The following is a 16328-nucleotide window of genomic DNA, read 5'->3' as shown; positions in this document are numbered from 1 at the left end:
TGTGTCTACGCGCATCCGCGTTTTTCTACGGGGAATGGCCCGCAAACCCGCTTCGCACCGTGCGGGTGGGGGCGGGTTGTGGCCACTTACTGTACAACGCCAGTCGGACGGCTCGGTGTGGCCATCTGCCTCGACGCCTTCCAGGAGCCGGTCGTGGAGCGGCTCGTCTCGGCCGGTGCCGACATCCTGGTGCAGCCCTCGGCCAACCCCGGCCCCTGGACGCCGGAGCAGCAGCTCGACTGGAGGCGCAGCGCCTGGACGGCCGTGCGCCGCTGGCCCCAGCTGCGCTGGGGGCTCAACCCCATGATGGTGGGGGAGCTGTTGGGGCTGCGCTTCGAGGGCCAGTCCTCCATCGTCAGCGCCCGCCGGGAGCTGTGGCGGCCGGGCGGCTACGAGGCGCTGCGCGACGAGGAGGGGGGCTTCGTCGCCGTGGCCCCCAGCGCCACCCAGGAGGCGGTGCTGGTGGCGACGGTGCCCCTGCAGGCGCCCGTCGGCGTCCAGCCCTCGAGCCGTCGTTGAGCGGCCGGGGGGACGAATGCGGCCCTCACTTGCGGTGGTCCCGCAGGCGCGGGTCCATCACGTCGCGCAAGCCGTCGCCCAGCAGGTTCCACCCCAGCACGAAGAGCAGGATGGCCATGCCCGGGAAGAAGATGGTGTGCCAGTAGGCGAAGGGCTGCCCGGGCTTGCCCAGGATCCACGGCCGGGCGAAGGCCGTCAGCTGGCCCCAGTCGGCGAAGCCCGGCTCGGCGCCCAGCCCCAGGAAGCTCAGCGAGGCGAAGACCACCACGACCGAGCCGATCTCCAGGGAGGCCTGCACCAGGACGGGGTAGATGGCGTTGGGCAGGATGTGGCGAAGCACGATGCGCACCGGCGACATGCCGATGGCCCGCGCCGCCTCCACGAACTCCATGCTCTTGACCTGCAGCACGCTCCCCCGGATGAGACGCGCGTAGGGCGGCCACGAGAAGAGGATGAGGGCCAGGGCGACGTTGCCCAGCCCCTTGCCCAGGATGGCCACCATGACCACGGCGGCCACGAGGAACGGGATGGCCGACACGACGTCGGCGACGCGCATCAACAGCTCGTCGAAGCGGCCCCCGTAGTATCCCGCCAGGGTGCCCACCACCAGGCCGATGGTCATCGCGGCTCCCACCACGCCCAGCGCCACGCCGAAGGCCGTGCGGGTCCCCCAGACCACCCCGTAGAAGACGTCGTACTGCCCCTCGGTGGTGCCGAAGCGGAAGCGCTCCGAAGGCGGCCGGGGCTCCACCGCGAAGCCGGAGCGGGGGATGCGGTACGGCTCCGCGGGATTGCGGGGCGGCGCCAGGTAAGGTGCGAAGACGGCCACCAGCGCGAAGAAGATCAGGATGACGAGTCCCGCCGTGGCCAGGGGATTGCGCAGCAGACGCCTCAATGAGTCCAAGCCCACCTCACCTCGCCTGCCCGTCGCTCACTCGATCCGCACCCTGGGGTCGATGAGCGCGTAGCTGATGTCCATGGCCAGGATGACCAGCACCAGGATGACCGCGTAGAAGAGGGTGACGCCCAGCACCGTCGCCCGGTCCAGCTGCAAGGCCGCGGTGGCCAGCAGGCGGCCGATGCCGGGGTAGGCGAAGATGGTCTCGGTGATGACGACGCCGCCCAGGAGCCCCAACACCATCAGGGCGATGACGGTGGAGACCGGGATGAGCGCGTTGCGCCGGGCGTGGCGGCGGATCACGCTGCGCTCGTCGAGGCCCTTGGCCCGGGCGGTGCGCACGTAGTCCTGTCGCAGCGTGTCGAGCATGCTGGAGCGGGTGATACGCTGCAGTTGGGCCCAGTACAGGTAGGAGAGGGTGACGACCGGTCCCACCATGTGGCGCAGCGCGTCGACCAGGATGTCCAGGCGGCCGTTGATGACGGCGTCGATGGTGACCAGACCGGTCAACTGCCGGAAGTCGGGCGACAGCATGGCCTGGGTGGCCCATACCGACAGCCGCCCCGGCGGGAACCAGCCCAGCCAGCCGTAGAAGACCATCAGGAAGAGAAGCCCGAAGACGAAGGTGGGGAAGGACCAGCCCACGATGGCGAAGACGCGGCTGGCGTGATCCACCCAGCTGTTGTGGCGCACGGCGGCCAGGGTACCGAGCCATACGCCTCCCACCGCCATGGGGATCGAGGCGTAGAGCGTCAGCTCCAGGGTGGCGGGAAAGTGCCGCACGATGGCATCCCAGACCGGCTCCTTGGCCACCTCGGACCAGCCCAGGTGACCGCCGGCCAACTCCCTCAGCCAGTTGGCGTATTGGGTCGTCAACGGAGCGTCCAGCTGGTATTTGCGCACCAGCTCGTCGAGCGTGAAGGACTTGAGCTCCTGGGGCGAGCGGACGTAGGTCGCCACCCGCTGGTAGGGTGACAGGAGCTGGCTCAGGGCGAAGATGATCAGGCTGGTGCCCACCAGCACCAGCGGCAGCATCATCAGGCGACGGGCGACGAGGCGTATCATGGGGCGACGTCAGCGCCTTCCCTTGGGGATCGGGGGCGAGGGGCGCCCTGCTGAGGGCGCCCCCCCGCGCCACCCGGATGGCTCAGCTCGAGGCCTTGCGCAGCCGGTAGAAGTCCTCGCCCGGCCGGATCGCGTTGGGATACCAGCCCTGCACCCAGTCGCGCATGACGACGGGTTGGGTGCGGTCCACCAGGAAGATGTCGATGGCCTGCTCGTAGGCGATCTGCTGCAGGCGATAGTACGCGTCGCGGCGCACCTCGGGGTCGGTCGTGGAGACGGCTCGGTCGATGAGCGCGTCGATCTCCCGGGTCAGCTCCGCGGGCAGCCGCTGGGCAGCGGCATAGGTGCCCGTCGAGTGCATGAAGGGCACCACGAAGTTGTGGGGATCGGGGAAGTCAGCCAGCCACCCGATGATGAACAGGGGTAGGCGGCTCTCCCGGTAGGCCTGCAGGTAGGTCGGCCACTGCAGGGACTGGATGTCGATCTGGAACTTGGGGTTGAGGCTCTCGATGTTTTGCTCCAGGATCTCGGCGGCGATGCGCCGTGCATCGTTGCCGGCGTTGTAGGCGATGGTCATGCGGAAGCCCGTCTCCCACAGCCGGCCGCCCCAGGCCCGCCGGAAGTGCTCCTCGGCCTTGCGCAGGTCGAGCTGGTAGACCGGCTGCTCGGGGTTGAAGAAGGGCAGCGATGCCGGGATGGGGCCGCGAGCCTGGGTCGCCTCCCCCATGTTGACGTCGTCGATGTAGACCTGCCAGTCGAAGCTGTAGTTGAACGCCTTGCGCACGTCGATGTCGCTGAAGAAGTCGGGCGGGATGCCCTGCCCGTCCAGCTTGCCGCTGCCGATGAAGTCGTTGCCCTCGACGGCGATGTTGAACGTGAAGAAGGCGGCCGTGTTGGCCAGCCAGGGCTGGCGGCGCAGCACCCTCACGCCCGGCATGGCCGCCACCTGCTCCAGGTAGGGCGGATCGACGGTGACGATGTCGGCGTCACCCGACTGCAGCATCAGCTGCCGGGTCGCCCACTCCTGGACGTTGCGGATGACGACGGTCTTGATGGGAGCGGGTTCGCGCCAGTAATCCTCGTTGCGTTGCAGGATGATCTGGTTGCCCTTCTCCCAGGCGACCAGCCGATAGGGGCCCGTGCCGTTGGCCTTGTCGTAGAGGGGGTCGTTCTCGGCCTTGGGGTCGTGCCAGCGGACCCAGTCCTCGCTGCCGTCCCAGTCGCCCTGGGCGATGGCCCACTCCTTGTCGATGATGGACGACCAGCTACCGCCGTGCGCCAGGATGGAGAGGAAGGGCGGGTAGGGCCGGGCCAGCCGGAAGACGACGGTGTCGCCCTCCACCTCGACGGCGGCGTCGACGCGGCGGTACACCTCACGCAGCACTTCGGGCGGCACCTGGTCGAAGCTGTCGACGCCGGCCAGGTCCTTGGCCAGCTCCTCGATGGTGCTGTAACCCAACAGCGGCTCGAGGAACATCCAGATGGGCCCGCCGCTGCGGTCCTGCAGCATGGCCCGCTCGAAGGTGTACTCCACGTCCTCGGGCGTCAGGGGATTGCCGTTGTGGAACCGCACGCCCTGGCGGATGGGGAACCGGTAGACCAGCCCGTCGGGAGAGACCAGCCCGTTCTCGACCGACGGCACCTGGGTGGCCAGCATCGGCACGAACTTGCTCAGATCCCCGTGGTCGAAGTCGATGAGGTTTTCGTAGATCTGGTAGATGACCTCGCCGCTGGCCGTGTCGTAGGCGTAGGCGGGATCCAGGGTCTCCGGCTCGCCGTAGGTCGCCTTCACCATGGTATCCGGATTCTTGACGGTCTCGGCCGCCGCGGGCAGTCCGGCGCCCGCGGACAGCGCGAGAGCCACCACGACGACGGTGAACCATGGGACGGTGCCACTTCGTCGCATTGCAACCATCGCCCCCTGTCAGGCATGCCGACAGCCTACGGTTTCGATGGACCATGCATGGAGCCGGCATGGGGCAGGCTCGTGCCCGTGCATCCCCCCTCTCGGTCGCAGGGCGCCCGTCTGAACGCGGTTTCTCGCCGTAGGTTCGTGACCGGTGATCGTCATTCCTGTCACGCACGGGGACCGGGGTCCCGGTTGCCGTCGGGACCGGCCCTTGACACCCCCGCGGCCTCCTGGTAGACTGCCGCCAAAGATCCGAGCGTCTCGGCGACGACGGGGAGGAGTAGGCGCCCCATCCCCCCTCCAGAGAGGGAGCCCACGGCTGCGAGGCTCCCGGGCGGCGACGGCGCCGAAGGTCGCCCCTGAGCCTCCGGTCCCAGCGGCGGGGCCCGAGCCCCGGCCGGGTAGGGCCGGACGGGTGGCCCGTTACAGCCATCGAGCCTCGCCGGCCCGAGCCCGATGGCGCCGGCACGGCGGGGAAACAAAGGTGGTACCGCGGGGACCCCCTCGCCCTTTGGCGAGGGGGTCTCGCTTTCCAGGCACGATGCGACGAGGAGGCCGCTCGAGCCATGCGTGACGAGTCCAAGACCTCGACCGCCCGGGAGGCGACGCCCCCCACGGGGCCGGCGCCGGGGTCGGCCGATGGACAGGCCCTGCCGCCGGTCTACGAGCCCCGGCAGATCGAGCCGCGCTGGTACGCCTACTGGGAGCGCAACGGCTACTTCAACGGGGATCCGGACCCGTCCCGGCCCGGATTCGGCATCGTCATGCCGCCGCCCAACGTGACGGGCTCGCTGCACGTGGGCCACGCCATGGACAACACGCTGGCCGACATCCTGGTGCGCTTCCGGCGCATGCAGGGCTACTCCACGCTGTGGCTGCCCGGCACCGACCACGCCGGCATCGCCACCCAGGTGGTGGTGGAGCAGGAGCTGGCCCGCGAGGGCAAGAGCCGTCACGACCTGGGCCGGGAGAAGTTCCTGGAGCGGGTCTGGGAGTGGAAGGAGCGCTACGGCGGCATCATCACCCAGCAGCTCCGCCGGCTGGGCTCCTCCTGCGACTGGTCCCGGGAACGCTTCACCATGGACCCCGGCTGCTCGCGAGCGGTGAGGGAGGCCTTCGTGCACCTGTACGAGAAGGGCCTCATCTACCGGGGCGACTACATCATCAACTGGTGTCCGCGCTGCCGCACGGCGTTGTCGGACCTGGAGGTGGAGCACGAGGAGACCGAGGGCCGGCTCTGGTACCTGCGCTACCCGCTGGAGGACGGCAGCGGCGACATCATGGTGGCCACCACCCGCCCGGAGACCATGCTGGGCGACACGGGCATCGCCGTCCACCCCCAGGACACCCGTTACCTGCCTCTCATCGGCAAGGCCGCCATCCTGCCCCTGGTGGGCCGCAAGCTGCCCATCGTGGCCGACGAGGCGGTCGACATGGGCTTCGGCACGGGGGCCGTCAAGGTGACCCCGGCCCACGACCCCACCGACTTCGAGATCGGGCGCCGGCACGGCCTGGAGACGGTCAAGGTCATCGACGAGCGCGGCCGGATCACCGAGGCGGCGCCGCCGGAGTTGGTGGGGCTGGACCGGGCCGAGGCGCGCCAGCAGGTGGTGGAGGCGCTGCGCCGCGGCGGCTACCTGGTGCGCGAGGAGGTGCACCGCCACGCCGTGGGGCACTGCCAGCGCTGCGGCACCGTGGTGGAGCCGCTGGTCTCCAAGCAGTGGTTCGTGCGGATGAAGCCCCTGGCCGAGCCGGCCATCCGGGCCGTGCGGGAGAGGCGGGTGCGCCTGCTGCCCGAGCGCTTCGAGAGCCACTTCTTCCACTGGATGGAGAACGTCCGGGACTGGTGCATCTCACGCCAGCTGTGGTGGGGGCACCGGATCCCGGTCTGGTACTGCTCCGCCTGCGGGCGCGAGACGGTCAGCGTGGAGGATCCCACGGCCTGCCGGCACTGCGGCAGTCCGGCCATCGAGCAGGACCCCGACGTGCTCGACACGTGGTTCAGCTCGGCGCTGTGGCCCTTCTCGACCCTGGGCTGGCCGGAGCGCACCGCGGACCTCTCCTTCTACTACCCCACGTCGCTGTTGGTGACCGGCTTCGACATCCTCTTCTTCTGGGTCGCCCGGATGATGGTGATGGGCCTGGAGCTGATGGGCGACGTGCCCTTCCGGGACGTGCTGCTGCACGGGCTGGTGCGGGACGCGCTGGGGCGCAAGATGAGCAAGTCTCGGGGCACGGGCGTCGACCCCCTGGAGGTGATCGAGGAGTACGGCGCCGACGCCCTGCGGCTCACCCTGGTGATGGGCGTGGGCATGGGCAACGACCTGCGCTGGCACCCCGACCGGGTGGAGGCCAGCCGCAACTTCGCCAACAAGCTGTGGAACGCGGCTCGCTTCGCCCTGATGCGCATGCCGGCGGACGGGGCGATCACGAGCGACGGCCGGGCGACGGGCCCCTTCTCGCCGGAGCGCATCCGGCACTGGGCGGCCGCCGGAGAGCTGGCGCTGCCGGAGCGGTGGATCCTGTCGCGGCTGGCCCGGCGCACCCGCGAGGTGACGGAGCTCCTGGAGCGCTACGAGGTGGGCGAGGCGGCCAGGGCGCTTTACGACTTCGCCTGGGATGAGCTCTGCGACTGGTACATCGAGCTGGCCAAGCCCAGGCTGTCGGGGCAGGTCGACGACGCCGAGCGGGAGCGCACCGCCGCCGTGCTCTGGTACGTCCTGGAGCGCACGGCCCGGCTGCTGCACCCCTTCATGCCCTTCGTCACCGAGGAGGTCTGGCAGCGCCTGCCGCACCAGGGCCCCACCGTCATGCTGGCACCGTGGCCGCAGCCGGACGACGCGCTGGTCGACGAGGCGGCCGAGGAGCGGATGCGCCAGGTGATGGACGTCATCCGCGCCATCCGCAACGTGCGTGCGGAGAAGGGCGTCTCGGTGAGCCGCCGGATCCCCGCGCGGGTCTGGGCGCCCGAGGAGGTCCGGGCCACGCTGGCGGAGCACGCCGACGACATCCGGCGTCTGGCGGGCGTGTCGGAGCTGGGCATCGAGGCGCCGGGCCCCGAGCGGCCGAAGGACGCGGTGCCGGCCGTGGCCGGCCCGCAGGTGGAGATCTTCGTGCCGCTGGCGGGGCTGGTCGACGCCGATGAGGAGCTGCGCCGGCTGGGCAAGGAGCTGGCCGAGGTGGAGCAGCTCCTGAGCCGGTGGCGGGGGATGCTGGCCAATCCGGCCTTCGTCGACCGGGCGCCCCGGGACGTGGTGGAGTCGACCCGGCGCAAGGAGGAGGAGGCCGAGCAGCGCCGGGCCCGTCTGGTCGAGCAGATGGAGCAGCTGAGGCGACTTGTCCGCTGAGGATGCCACGCTGACGCAGCTCGAGGCGCTGCGCTCCTACCTGGCGCACCTGGCACGCTTCGGGATGCGCCTGGGGCTCGAGCGGATGGAGGCCATCCTGGCGAGCCTGGGTCATCCGGAGCGGCGCTACGGGGTGGTGCACGTCGCCGGCACCAACGGCAAGGGCGCCACCGCGGCCATGACCGCCTCCATCGCCCGGGCCGCCGGGCTGCGCACGGGGCTCTACGTCTCGCCGCACCTGGTGCGGTTCAACGAGCGCATCGTGATGGACGGCCGCCCCATCTCCGACGCGGCGCTGGTAGAGGCGTACGAGGCGGCCCGCCGTGCGGTGGAGGCCGTCGGAGCCGACGAGCCGCCCACCCAGTTCGAGTTCGCCACGGCCATGGCGCTTTGGGCCTTCGCACGGGCGGGCGTCGAGCTGGCGGTGCTGGAGGTGGGGCTGGGCGGGCGGCTCGACGCCACCAACGTGGTGCGCGCCCCCGAGGTCTGCGTCATCACCGCGCTGGGCCTGGACCACACCCAGGTACTGGGCCCCACCCTGGCCGCCATCGCGGCCGAGAAGGCGGGCATCCTCAAGCCAGGGGCCGATGCGGTGGTGGCGTCGCCTCCCCCGGAGGCCGCGCCGGTGGTGGCGGCTCGTGCCCGGGAGACGGCGGCGCCGCTGTGGGAGGTGGCCCCGGTGAGGGCGCCGCCGGCGCTCTCCGGGGCCGGCACCTACCGGTGGGAGGGGCGGGTCGTGGGGCTCTCCGGCGGGCGGCTCGACGTGGTGACGCCCCAGGGCGTGCGGCTCGAGGGCCTCACCGTCGGGCTCGCCGGCAGTTTCCAGCTGCCCAACGCGGCCGTGGCCGTGGCGTGCGTGGACCGGCTGCGGGCCCGCGGGTGGCGCATCGACGCGACCGCCATCGAGACGGGGTTGCGCCAGGTGAGGTGGCCGGGGCGCTTCCACGTCGTGGGGACCCGCCCCACCGTGGTGGTCGACGGCGCCCACAATCCGGCGGCCGCCCGGGCCCTCGCCCGGGGCTTCGTCGAGGTGCTGGGCGGGCCACCCCGGCTGCTGGTCATCGGCCTGCTGGCGGAAAAGGACGTGCGGGGGGTGCTGGAGGCGCTGGTCACGCCCGGATGCACGGTGGTGGCGACCCGCGCCCGCTCGAGCCGCACCGAGCCCATGCCTCCCGACCGGCTGGCGCAGCTGGCGATGGAGCTGGGGGCGGGCCGCGCCGAGTGCGTGGAACCGCCGGGGCGGGCGCTGGCGCGGGCCCTGGAGCTGGCGGGTCCCGACGACCTGGTGGCGGTCTGCGGCTCGCTCTACCTGGCCGGCGAGATCCTGGCCGAGACCGGCGGCGTCACCTGAGGGCGCGACTCTCTCGAAGCAAGCAGGGATCTGTCGGCCGCCCCCATAATGAAGGCGCCGGCGAGGAGGGAGAAGCCGTGGGCGAAGGGCCGGAGCCTCATGCCATGTCGAGCCGCGTGCGCAGCGGCATCGCGTTTGGGCTCACCCTCGTCGTGGTCATCGTCGTGGGCGCGCTGGGGGGCTACGTGCTGGGGCGCTACGTCTTCGACCGGCTGATGACCGGAGGTACGGTGGCGCAGGCGCCCCGCTCGGTCGCGACCGCTCCCTCGCGCGTACCGGCGACGGGCCCCGAGCCGGCACCGGCCGTGACGGCGCCGCAGGCCTCCTCGAGCAGCCGCGCCACCGCCCCGACACCCGCATCCCCGGCGCCGACGCCGGTCCCGGCAGCCGGCGGGGGGGCGTCCTTCTTCGTGCAGGTCGGCGCCTTCGGGTCGTCGGAGCGCGCCGCCGACCTGGCCCAGCAGCTCCGCCAGCAGGGTCTTCCCGTGGTGGTGGAGACGCAGTCGGGCAACCCCGTGCTCTACAAGGTCCGGGTGGGGCCCTACGCGCGTCGGGAGGATGCCGTGCAGGTGCTGCAGCGACTCAAGCCCACCATGCCCGACGCCTTCATCCCATGAGCGCGACGGGGCAACCTCTCGAGGGGATGAGGCAGCAGCGACATGCCGGCGCAGCCGGCGGGCACCCCCGGGCGGGCTCGTACGGCGAGCGGCGGGCCGACCTGCTGCGGCGGCTGCGCCGCATCGAGGGGCAGGTCCGCGGGCTGCAGCGCATGGTGGAGGAGCAGAAGTACTGCGTCGACGTCCTGATCCAGATCGCCGCCGTCAAGGCCGCGCTCGACAAGGTCGGCATGGCCCTCCTGGAGGAGCACACCCGTGGCTGCGTGCGGCGCGCCCTGCTCGACGGCGGGTCAGCCGATGCCGCCATCCGCGAGCTGACCGACGTCATCCTGCGCTACCTGCGCTGACCTGGCCAGTAGCCCCGGGATCTTTTGGCATCCTGCGTGTGGCATCTTGCGCGACGCGCTGGCTGGCGTGGGACCGGCAGGTGCCCGTGGCAAGATACCGGCGGCCCGAGGCCGGGCAGGAACGCTCCCGCCCTCCGAGAATATCCGGCACGAATCGACGAGGGGTGGGCGGGGCTGGAGCTCTTGCCGCGAAACGGCTGAGAGGTGCGCCAGGTGATTCGACCTTACACGCGTAGCCTGCGTCTTAGCTTGGTGCTGTTGATCCTGGTGGCGGGCGCGGTCATCGGGAGCGGGATCTCGGAGGCCCTGGCCGACGTCGTCCCCATCCTCGGCAACGCCGCCGAGCTGGGCTTCCGCGTGGACGAGGTCTCCCTGGCCGGCGTCCTCACGTTCGGCCTCCACCTCCATCTCAAGGTCAACCTCGGCACCGCCCTCGGGCTCATCATCGCGGCGTGGCTCCTGCGGGGGAGGTAGGCGCCCCCGTGACCCTGGTGCTGGCCTCGACGTCGCCCCGGCGCCGCCGGCTGCTGGCGATGCTGGGGACCCGCTTCGAGCTCGAGACCCCCGCCGTCGACGAGTCGTCCTTCGACGACATGGCACCGCCCGACCGGCTCGTCATGCGCCTGGCCGAGGCCAAGGCTCGTGACGTGGCCACGCGCCGGCCCGACGACGTCGTGATCGGGGCGGACACCGTCGTGGTGCTCGACGGCCAGATCCTGGGCAAGCCCCGGGATCGCGAGGAGGCGCGGCGCATGCTGACCCGTCTCTCGGGGCGCACCCACCAGGTCTGGACGGGCGTCGCCGTGGTCCATCTGGCCGCCGGGCGCGCCGCGGTGGAGGCGGAGCGGACCGACGTCACGTTCCGGCCGCTGAGCCCCGACGAGGTGGAGCGGTACGTGCAGCTGGGCGAGGGGATGGACAAGGCGGGCGCCTACGCGGTGCAAGGGGTCGGAGCCGTCTTCGTGGAGCGGTTGGAGGGCTGCTACTACAACGTGGTGGGGCTGCCCCTGGCGCGCCTGCATCGGATGCTGGAGGGGTTCGGCCTCTCCTCATGGTGACGATGCGGGAGCGCCCGCCGTCGATGCGACCCCGTGAGCGGCTCGCCTCGGGTGACGCAGCCGGGCTGTCGGACGCGGAGCTGCTGGCGGTGCTCTTGGGGACGGGGCGGCGGGGACGCCCCGCGGTGGAGCTGGCCGCCGAGCTCCTGCTGGCCCTGGGCGGGCTGTCGGGGATGGCGATGGCGGACCCCGGCGCCCTGATGGCCGTGCCGGGGGTCGGTCCGGCCAAGGCGGCTCAGGTGCTGGCCGCCATCGAGCTGGCACGTCGGATGGTGAGGGTGGGCCCCGAGCGGCGCCCGGCGCTGCAGACGCCCGCGGACGTCTACGACCTGATGGCGGTCGAGATGAGCCGGCAGGATCGGGAGCAGTTCGCGGTCCTGCTGCTGGATGCGCGCCATCGCCTCATCCGGGTCTGTCCCGTGGCGGTGGGCCACCTGACGCAGGTGCCCGCCCACCCCCGTGAGGTCTTCAAGGCGGCGGTGCGGCACTCGGCGGCGGCCGTGGTGCTGGTGCACAATCACCCCAGCGGGGATCCGACGCCCAGCCCGGAGGACGTGGCGCTGACCCAGCGGCTGGCGGCGGCGGGCGAGACGCTGGGCATCGAGGTGCTGGATCACGTCGTGATCGGTCACGGTCGATACGAGAGCCTGCGGGCGATGGGCGTGCTGCCCCTCTCGCCGGCGGGCGCCGGGCGCTGGGGGCCCGGCCCTCATCGGGTGCGGCCGGAAGGGAACGGGTGAGCCATCCATGCCTTCGTGGTTCGGGCGGGACATGGGCATCGACCTGGGCACGGCCAATACGCTGGTCTACGTGAAGGGCCGCGGCGTGGTGCTACAGGAGCCCTCGGTGGTGGCCATGGACCGGGAGACGGGCGAGGTGCTGGCCGTCGGCGACGAGGCCAAGCAGATGGTGGGGCGGACGCCGGGCAACATCGTGGCGGTGCGCCCCATGCACGACGGCGTCATCGCCAACTTCGAGGTGACCGAGCGCATGCTGCGCTACTTCATGGAGAAGGCCGGCGGCGGGCGCTGGATGGGGCGTCCGCGGGTGGTCGTCTCCGTGCCCTCGGGGGTGACGGAGGTGGAGCGCCGGGCCGTGGTGGACGCCGCCCTCTCCGCCGGCGCCCGCGACGCCCGGCTCATCGAGGAGCCCATGGCGGCCGCCATCGGGGTGGGGCTGCCGGTCCAGGAGCCCACCGGCAGCATGGTGGTCGACATCGGCGGGGGCACCACCGAGGTGGCGGTCATCTCGCTGGGCGGCATCGTGGCTCAGCGCTCGGTGCGCATCGCCGGCGACGAGATGGACGAGGCCATCGTGCAGCACGTGCGCCGCACCTACAACCTCCTCATCGGCGAGCGGACGGCCGAGGAGGTCAAGAAGGCCATCGGCTCGGCCTACCCGGTGGTGGACGACCAGACCTTCGACGTGCGCGGGCGGGATCTGGTCACGGGTCTCCCGAAGACGATGACGCTGACGGGCAAGGAGATCCGCGAGGCGCTGGCGGAGACCGTGGCGGCCATCGTGGAGGCGGTGCGGGTGACGCTGGAGCGTACGCCCCCCGAGCTGGCGGCCGACATCGTGGACCGGGGCCTGGTGCTGGCCGGGGGCGGGGCGCTGCTCAAGGGGCTGGACCGGCTCATGGCCGAGAGCACCCACATGCCGGTCCATGTGGCCGACGACCCGCTGACGGCGGTGGTGACCGGAGCGGGCATGGCCCTGGAGCACTTCGACCGCATGAACCGCGTCCTCCTCAATCCCCGGCGCGTCTAGGAGGGTCGGGTCCCTGAGGAGGCACGGCAGCGTGAGGAGACCGAGCCGCGATGCGTGCCAGGGGGAAGGGGCAGCCCCACACGGAGGGAGGCCGACCCCGGCGACTGGCGCCGGGACTGGTCGTCGTGGGCACCATCGTCCTGGTCAGCACGGCCTTCCTCAGCGCGCAGCCCCGGCCCGAGCGCAGCGCGCCGGAGCGCTGGCTCGCCGACCTCCTCGAGCCCGGCCAGACGCTGGTGGCCCATCTGGAGCGGCGGCTCCAGGAGGGCCTGGACAATCTGCGGGAGCTGGCCACCATCCGCCGCAGCTATGAGGAGCTGCTCGCGCACAACGAGCGCCTCGCCCTCGAGCTCTCCATGCTGGCCGGCGTGGCCGCCGAAAACCGGGAGCTCCGCCGGCAGCTGGGGCTGCCCGAGCCCGACGAGCACCGCCTGCTGGCCGCCGATGTCATCCAGCGGGAGCCCTCCCGCTGGTACAGTCAGATCGTCATCAACCGCGGCCTCGACGACGGTGTCCGGGGCGGCATGGCGGTGGTCGCCCCGGGAGGCGTCGTCGGCCAGGTCCAGAGCGTCTCCGCTCGCACCGCCGTCATCACCCTCCTGACCGACGTGCGCAGCGCGGCCGGCGGCCTGGTGGTGCGCACCGGGGACCTGGTGCTGGTCGAGGGCACCGGGGCCGGTGGCCCCCTGCACGTCCGGGCGCTGACGCCGGCGGCCTCGTTCGAGCCGGGCGACGAGGTGGTGGCCTCGGGGCTCGGCGGCGTCTACCCCCGAGGGGTGCGCATCGGGACGCTGCGGGAGGTGCGGCCCGGCCAGGCGGGACTGGGGCGGGAGGGGTGGCTGGTCCCGGGTGCCGACGTGGAGCGGCTCTTTCACGTCTACGTGGTGGTGCCCCAGGGCGCGGGGGCCGCGGGGAGCGGAGGCCGTCGATGAGCGCACGCGGCCCCGGTGTGGCGCCACCGGCCGGCGCCCGGTCGAGATGGGTGGTGGGGGGCGCGGTGGTCGGCGCCGTGCTGGCCGACCTCCTGGTCTGGCCGGTGGTGGCGCCCTTCGGCGTGCTGCCCGACACCGTGCTGGCCGTCGCGCTGGCACTGACAGCGGCGGGCAGTCGGCGCGTCGGACTGTGGGTGGCGGTGGGTGGCGGGCTGTTGTGCGATCTGGCCAGCGGGGTCCTCATCGGAATGGGCAGCGCCGCACGGGGCCTCTCGGTGCTGCTGGCCGACTTCCTCGCCGCGCGGGCCCCGTCGGAGCGCTTCGGGGTGACGGTGGCCATCGCCGCGCTGGCGGCGGCGGCCTGTGAGGTGGCCCAGCGGGCGGGGGCGGTGGCCTTCGGGGTCGAGGTGCCCCTCTCGTGGGTGACGGTGGCGCGGGCCATCGGCTTCGTCCTGCTGACGGGCGCCCTCTTCGCGGTGGCCTACACGGCGGTGAGCTGGGCCCGTCTGACGGAGTCGGCCGAGGGGCTGGGGCGGCGGTGGCGGGCATGATGCGTCGGTACCCGTCGCCGGTGGACGGCCGGCGCCCCGAGGAGCTGCAGCCGCGTCTGGTGCGGCTGAGCGCGGTGATGGCCGTGGCGCTGGTGCTCCTCGCGGCCCGACTCTGGCAGGTCCAGATCATGGACGGCGCCCGCTTCGTGGCGATGGCCGACCGCAACCACATCCGCGTGGTACCGGTCAGCGCGCCCCGGGGCCGCATCTACGACCGGCAAGGCGAGGAGCTGGCCCGCAACCGGCTCTCCTTCACCCTGTCGGTCCTGCCCGAGGCCGTCGACGGGCCCGTCGAGGATCTCCTGGCCAGGCTGTCAGCCATCCTCGACATCCCGCAGGCCGAGCTGGCGGAGCGCTGGAGCCAGGCCACCCGCCGCTACAGCTTCGAGCCGGTGCGCCTGCTGCGCGACATGACCCTGCCGCAGATGGTGGCCGTGCAGGAGCACCGTAGCCAGTTGCCCGGCATCTTCGTCGAGGAGGAGCCCGTCCGGCAGTACCCCGAGGGGGCGCTGGCCGCTCACGTCCTGGGGCGCATCGCCCCCATCACCGCCGAGGAGCTGCGGCGGCTCTCCGACGAGGGCTACCAGGGCACCGACCTGATCGGCGCCGCGGGCATCGAACGCTATTACGAGCGCTACCTGCGGGGCAGCCGGGGCTACCGGGAGATCGAGGTGGACGCCCTGGGGCGCTTCCGCCGCCTGGTCTCGGAGGAGCCGCCGACCCCGGGACTGGACCTGCACCTGACCCTGGACCTTGAGTTGCAGCGGCGCACGGAGGAGGCGCTGGTCCTGGGCATCCAGCGAGCCGAGCGCAACCGACAGAGCTCCACCGACCCGCAGGTGCGGTCCGCCCGCCCCGTGCAGGCCGGCGCCGCGGTGGTGCTGGCGCCGGCGACCGGCGAGATCCTGGCCATGGCCAGCTTTCCCGGCTTCGATCCGGAGAAGCTGCTGCCGTGGGCGCCGGATCGGCAAGCCTACTTCGCGCTGCTGGAGCGGGATCCGGCTGCTCCCTTCCTCAACCGCGCCACCGCGGGCACCTACCAGCCCGGCTCCGTCTTCAAGCTGGTGACGGCGGTCGCGGCCCTGGAGGAGCGGGCCTTCGCCCCGGGGGAGCGGTTCTTCGTCGACGGGGTGGCGCCGTATGGCAAGCAGGACTGGATGGTGCGGGTCGGCATCGCCCCGCCCGGGCTCATCGACCTGGTGGGAGGCTTCGAGTGGTCGTCCAACGACTTCTTCTGGGAGCTGGGGCTGCGGGTGGGGGTCGACCGGTTGGCCACCTGGGCGCGGCGGTTCGGCTTCGGGCAGAGCGCCGGCATCGACCTGGACCCCGGGGATCGCCCGGGCCTGGTGCCGGACCGGCAGTGGAAGCGCCAGCAGTTTCGCGATCGGCCGGCCTGGGACCAGCGCTGGTACGAGGCCGAGACCATGGACATGGCCATCGGGCAGGGGTTCTTGACGGTGACGCCCTTGCAGGTGGCACTCAGCTACGCCGCCGTGGCCAACGACGGCGTGGTCTACCGCCCGCACCTGGTGGCGAGGGTGACGAGCCCCGACGGCACGGTGGTCTGGGAGAACCGCCCCACGGTGCTCCTGCAGGTGCCCGCCTCGGCCCGCACCTGGCGGCTGGTGCGGGAGGGCCTGGAGGCGGTCGTCAACGGGCGCCATGGTACGGCCCGGGGACGATTCGACCAGGTGCCCGTGCGGGTCGGCGGCAAGACGGGTACCGCCCAGGTGCAGGCGGGCGAGCAGTCCCATGCGTGGTTCGCGGCGGTGGCCCCCATCGACGATCCGCAGGTGGTCGTGGTGGTGGTGGTGGAGAACGGCGGGGGTGGCGCCAGCGTGGCGGCCCCCATCGCCAGCGACATCCTTCGGGCCTACTTCGAGCTGCGCCCCGTCGGGCAGGAAAGGTCCTGAGGTGCCAGAACATGGGCTTCGCGGAGCCGTGGCAGGGAGGTAGGCCCACGC

Annotated in this window: 15 protein-coding genes; 12 read left to right on the top strand and 3 right to left on the bottom strand. The window is 72.1% G+C overall.

Annotated features, from left to right (window positions below):
• The first annotated feature begins 78 nt into the window (after positions 1–78).
• Complete coding sequence (locus VLY81_RS09025) at positions 79–519, top strand: nitrilase-related carbon-nitrogen hydrolase (RefSeq protein ID WP_324667838.1); 441 nt, start codon at positions 79–81, stop codon at positions 517–519.
• A 25-nt stretch (positions 520–544) separates the two neighbouring features.
• Here VLY81_RS09025 and VLY81_RS09020 read toward each other — a convergent pair whose 3' ends face one another.
• From VLY81_RS09020 to VLY81_RS09010, 3 genes are all read right to left on the bottom strand, one after another.
• Positions 545–1423: an ABC transporter permease gene (locus VLY81_RS09020; protein WP_324667837.1), complete on the bottom strand. Its 879-nt coding sequence runs from the start codon at positions 1421–1423 to the stop codon at positions 545–547.
• 27 nt (positions 1424–1450) lie between these two features.
• The gene (locus VLY81_RS09015; RefSeq protein ID WP_324667836.1) at positions 1451–2482 is read right to left on the bottom strand and encodes an ABC transporter permease; all 1032 of its coding nucleotides are present in this window, start codon (positions 2480–2482) and stop codon (positions 1451–1453) included.
• A gap of 82 nt (positions 2483–2564) precedes the next feature.
• Positions 2565–4388 carry an ABC transporter substrate-binding protein gene (locus VLY81_RS09010; RefSeq protein WP_324667835.1) on the bottom strand — a complete coding sequence of 608 codons (1824 nt, stop codon included), beginning with the start codon at positions 4386–4388 and terminating at the stop codon, positions 2565–2567.
• Between the two features lie 569 nt (positions 4389–4957).
• On the opposite strand from VLY81_RS09010, the gene VLY81_RS09005 reads away from it, so the two are divergent.
• From VLY81_RS09005 to mrdA, 11 genes are all read left to right on the top strand, one after another.
• Positions 4958–7738, top strand: coding sequence for a valine--tRNA ligase (locus VLY81_RS09005; RefSeq protein WP_324667834.1), 2781 nt, complete (start codon positions 4958–4960; stop codon positions 7736–7738).
• Positions 7728–9089 (top strand): bifunctional folylpolyglutamate synthase/dihydrofolate synthase, encoded by a 1362-nt coding sequence (locus VLY81_RS09000; protein WP_324667833.1) that lies wholly within the window; start codon positions 7728–7730, stop codon positions 9087–9089. The genes VLY81_RS09005 and VLY81_RS09000 overlap by 11 nt, the downstream gene beginning before the upstream one ends.
• A 77-nt stretch (positions 9090–9166) precedes the next feature.
• Positions 9167–9706: an SPOR domain-containing protein gene (locus tag VLY81_RS08995; RefSeq protein ID WP_324667832.1), complete on the top strand. Its 540-nt coding sequence runs from the start codon at positions 9167–9169 to the stop codon at positions 9704–9706.
• Between the two features lie 26 nt (positions 9707–9732).
• On the top strand, positions 9733–10053 hold the full coding sequence (locus VLY81_RS08990) for a metal-sensitive transcriptional regulator (RefSeq protein ID WP_324667831.1): 321 nt from the start codon (positions 9733–9735) through the stop codon (positions 10051–10053).
• A gap of 252 nt (positions 10054–10305) precedes the next feature.
• On the top strand, positions 10306–10527 hold the full coding sequence (locus VLY81_RS08985; protein WP_324667830.1) for a hypothetical protein: 222 nt from the start codon (positions 10306–10308) through the stop codon (positions 10525–10527).
• A gap of 8 nt (positions 10528–10535) precedes the next feature.
• Positions 10536–11111 carry a Maf family protein gene (locus tag VLY81_RS08980; protein ID WP_324667829.1) on the top strand — a complete coding sequence of 192 codons (576 nt, stop codon included), beginning with the start codon at positions 10536–10538 and terminating at the stop codon, positions 11109–11111.
• Positions 11105–11851 carry a RadC family protein gene (radC, locus tag VLY81_RS08975; protein WP_324667828.1) on the top strand — a complete coding sequence of 249 codons (747 nt, stop codon included), beginning with the start codon at positions 11105–11107 and terminating at the stop codon, positions 11849–11851. Before VLY81_RS08980 ends, radC begins: the two co-directional genes overlap by 7 nt.
• Before the next feature lie 7 nt (positions 11852–11858).
• A complete protein-coding gene (locus VLY81_RS08970; protein WP_324667827.1) occupies positions 11859–12881 on the top strand; it encodes a rod shape-determining protein in 1023 nt (340 codons plus the stop codon).
• A 50-nt stretch (positions 12882–12931) separates the two neighbouring features.
• A complete protein-coding gene (gene mreC, locus VLY81_RS08965) occupies positions 12932–13813 on the top strand; it encodes a rod shape-determining protein MreC (protein WP_324667826.1) in 882 nt (293 codons plus the stop codon).
• Positions 13810–14364, top strand: a complete 555-nt coding sequence (gene mreD / locus VLY81_RS08960) for a rod shape-determining protein MreD (RefSeq protein ID WP_324667825.1) — start codon at positions 13810–13812, stop codon at positions 14362–14364. Before mreC ends, mreD begins: the two co-directional genes overlap by 4 nt.
• Positions 14361–16277, top strand: a complete 1917-nt coding sequence (mrdA, locus tag VLY81_RS08955; protein ID WP_324667824.1) for a penicillin-binding protein 2 — start codon at positions 14361–14363, stop codon at positions 16275–16277. The genes mreD and mrdA overlap by 4 nt, the downstream gene beginning before the upstream one ends.
• Positions 16278–16328: the final 51 nt, after the last annotated feature.

The sequence above is a fragment of the Limnochorda sp. LNt genome (assembly GCF_035593265.1).
In the GTDB taxonomy this organism is placed as follows: domain Bacteria; phylum Bacillota; class Limnochordia; order Limnochordales; family Geochordaceae; genus Geochorda; species Geochorda subterranea.
This window is presented reverse-complemented; position numbering and strand designations above follow the sequence as displayed.

What these genes read in the sequence shown, in the direction of transcription:
- mreD (WP_324667825.1), top strand. Translation starts at nt 13,810, where the DNA reads ATGAGCGCACGCGGCCCCGGTGTGGCGCCACCGGCCGGCGCCCGGTCG.
- VLY81_RS09005 (WP_324667834.1), top strand. Translation starts at nt 4,958, where the DNA reads ATGCGTGACGAGTCCAAGACCTCGACCGCCCGGGAGGCGACGCCCCCC.
- radC (WP_324667828.1), top strand. Translation starts at nt 11,105, where the DNA reads ATGGTGACGATGCGGGAGCGCCCGCCGTCGATGCGACCCCGTGAGCGG.
- mrdA (WP_324667824.1), top strand. Translation starts at nt 14,361, where the DNA reads ATGATGCGTCGGTACCCGTCGCCGGTGGACGGCCGGCGCCCCGAGGAG.
- VLY81_RS08990 (WP_324667831.1), top strand. Translation starts at nt 9,733, where the DNA reads ATGAGGCAGCAGCGACATGCCGGCGCAGCCGGCGGGCACCCCCGGGCG.
- mreC (WP_324667826.1), top strand. Translation starts at nt 12,932, where the DNA reads ATGCGTGCCAGGGGGAAGGGGCAGCCCCACACGGAGGGAGGCCGACCC.
- VLY81_RS09015 (WP_324667836.1), bottom strand. Translation starts at nt 2,482, where the DNA reads ATGATACGCCTCGTCGCCCGTCGCCTGATGATGCTGCCGCTGGTGCTG.
- VLY81_RS09010 (WP_324667835.1), bottom strand. Translation starts at nt 4,388, where the DNA reads ATGCGACGAAGTGGCACCGTCCCATGGTTCACCGTCGTCGTGGTGGCT.
- VLY81_RS08970 (WP_324667827.1), top strand. Translation starts at nt 11,859, where the DNA reads ATGCCTTCGTGGTTCGGGCGGGACATGGGCATCGACCTGGGCACGGCC.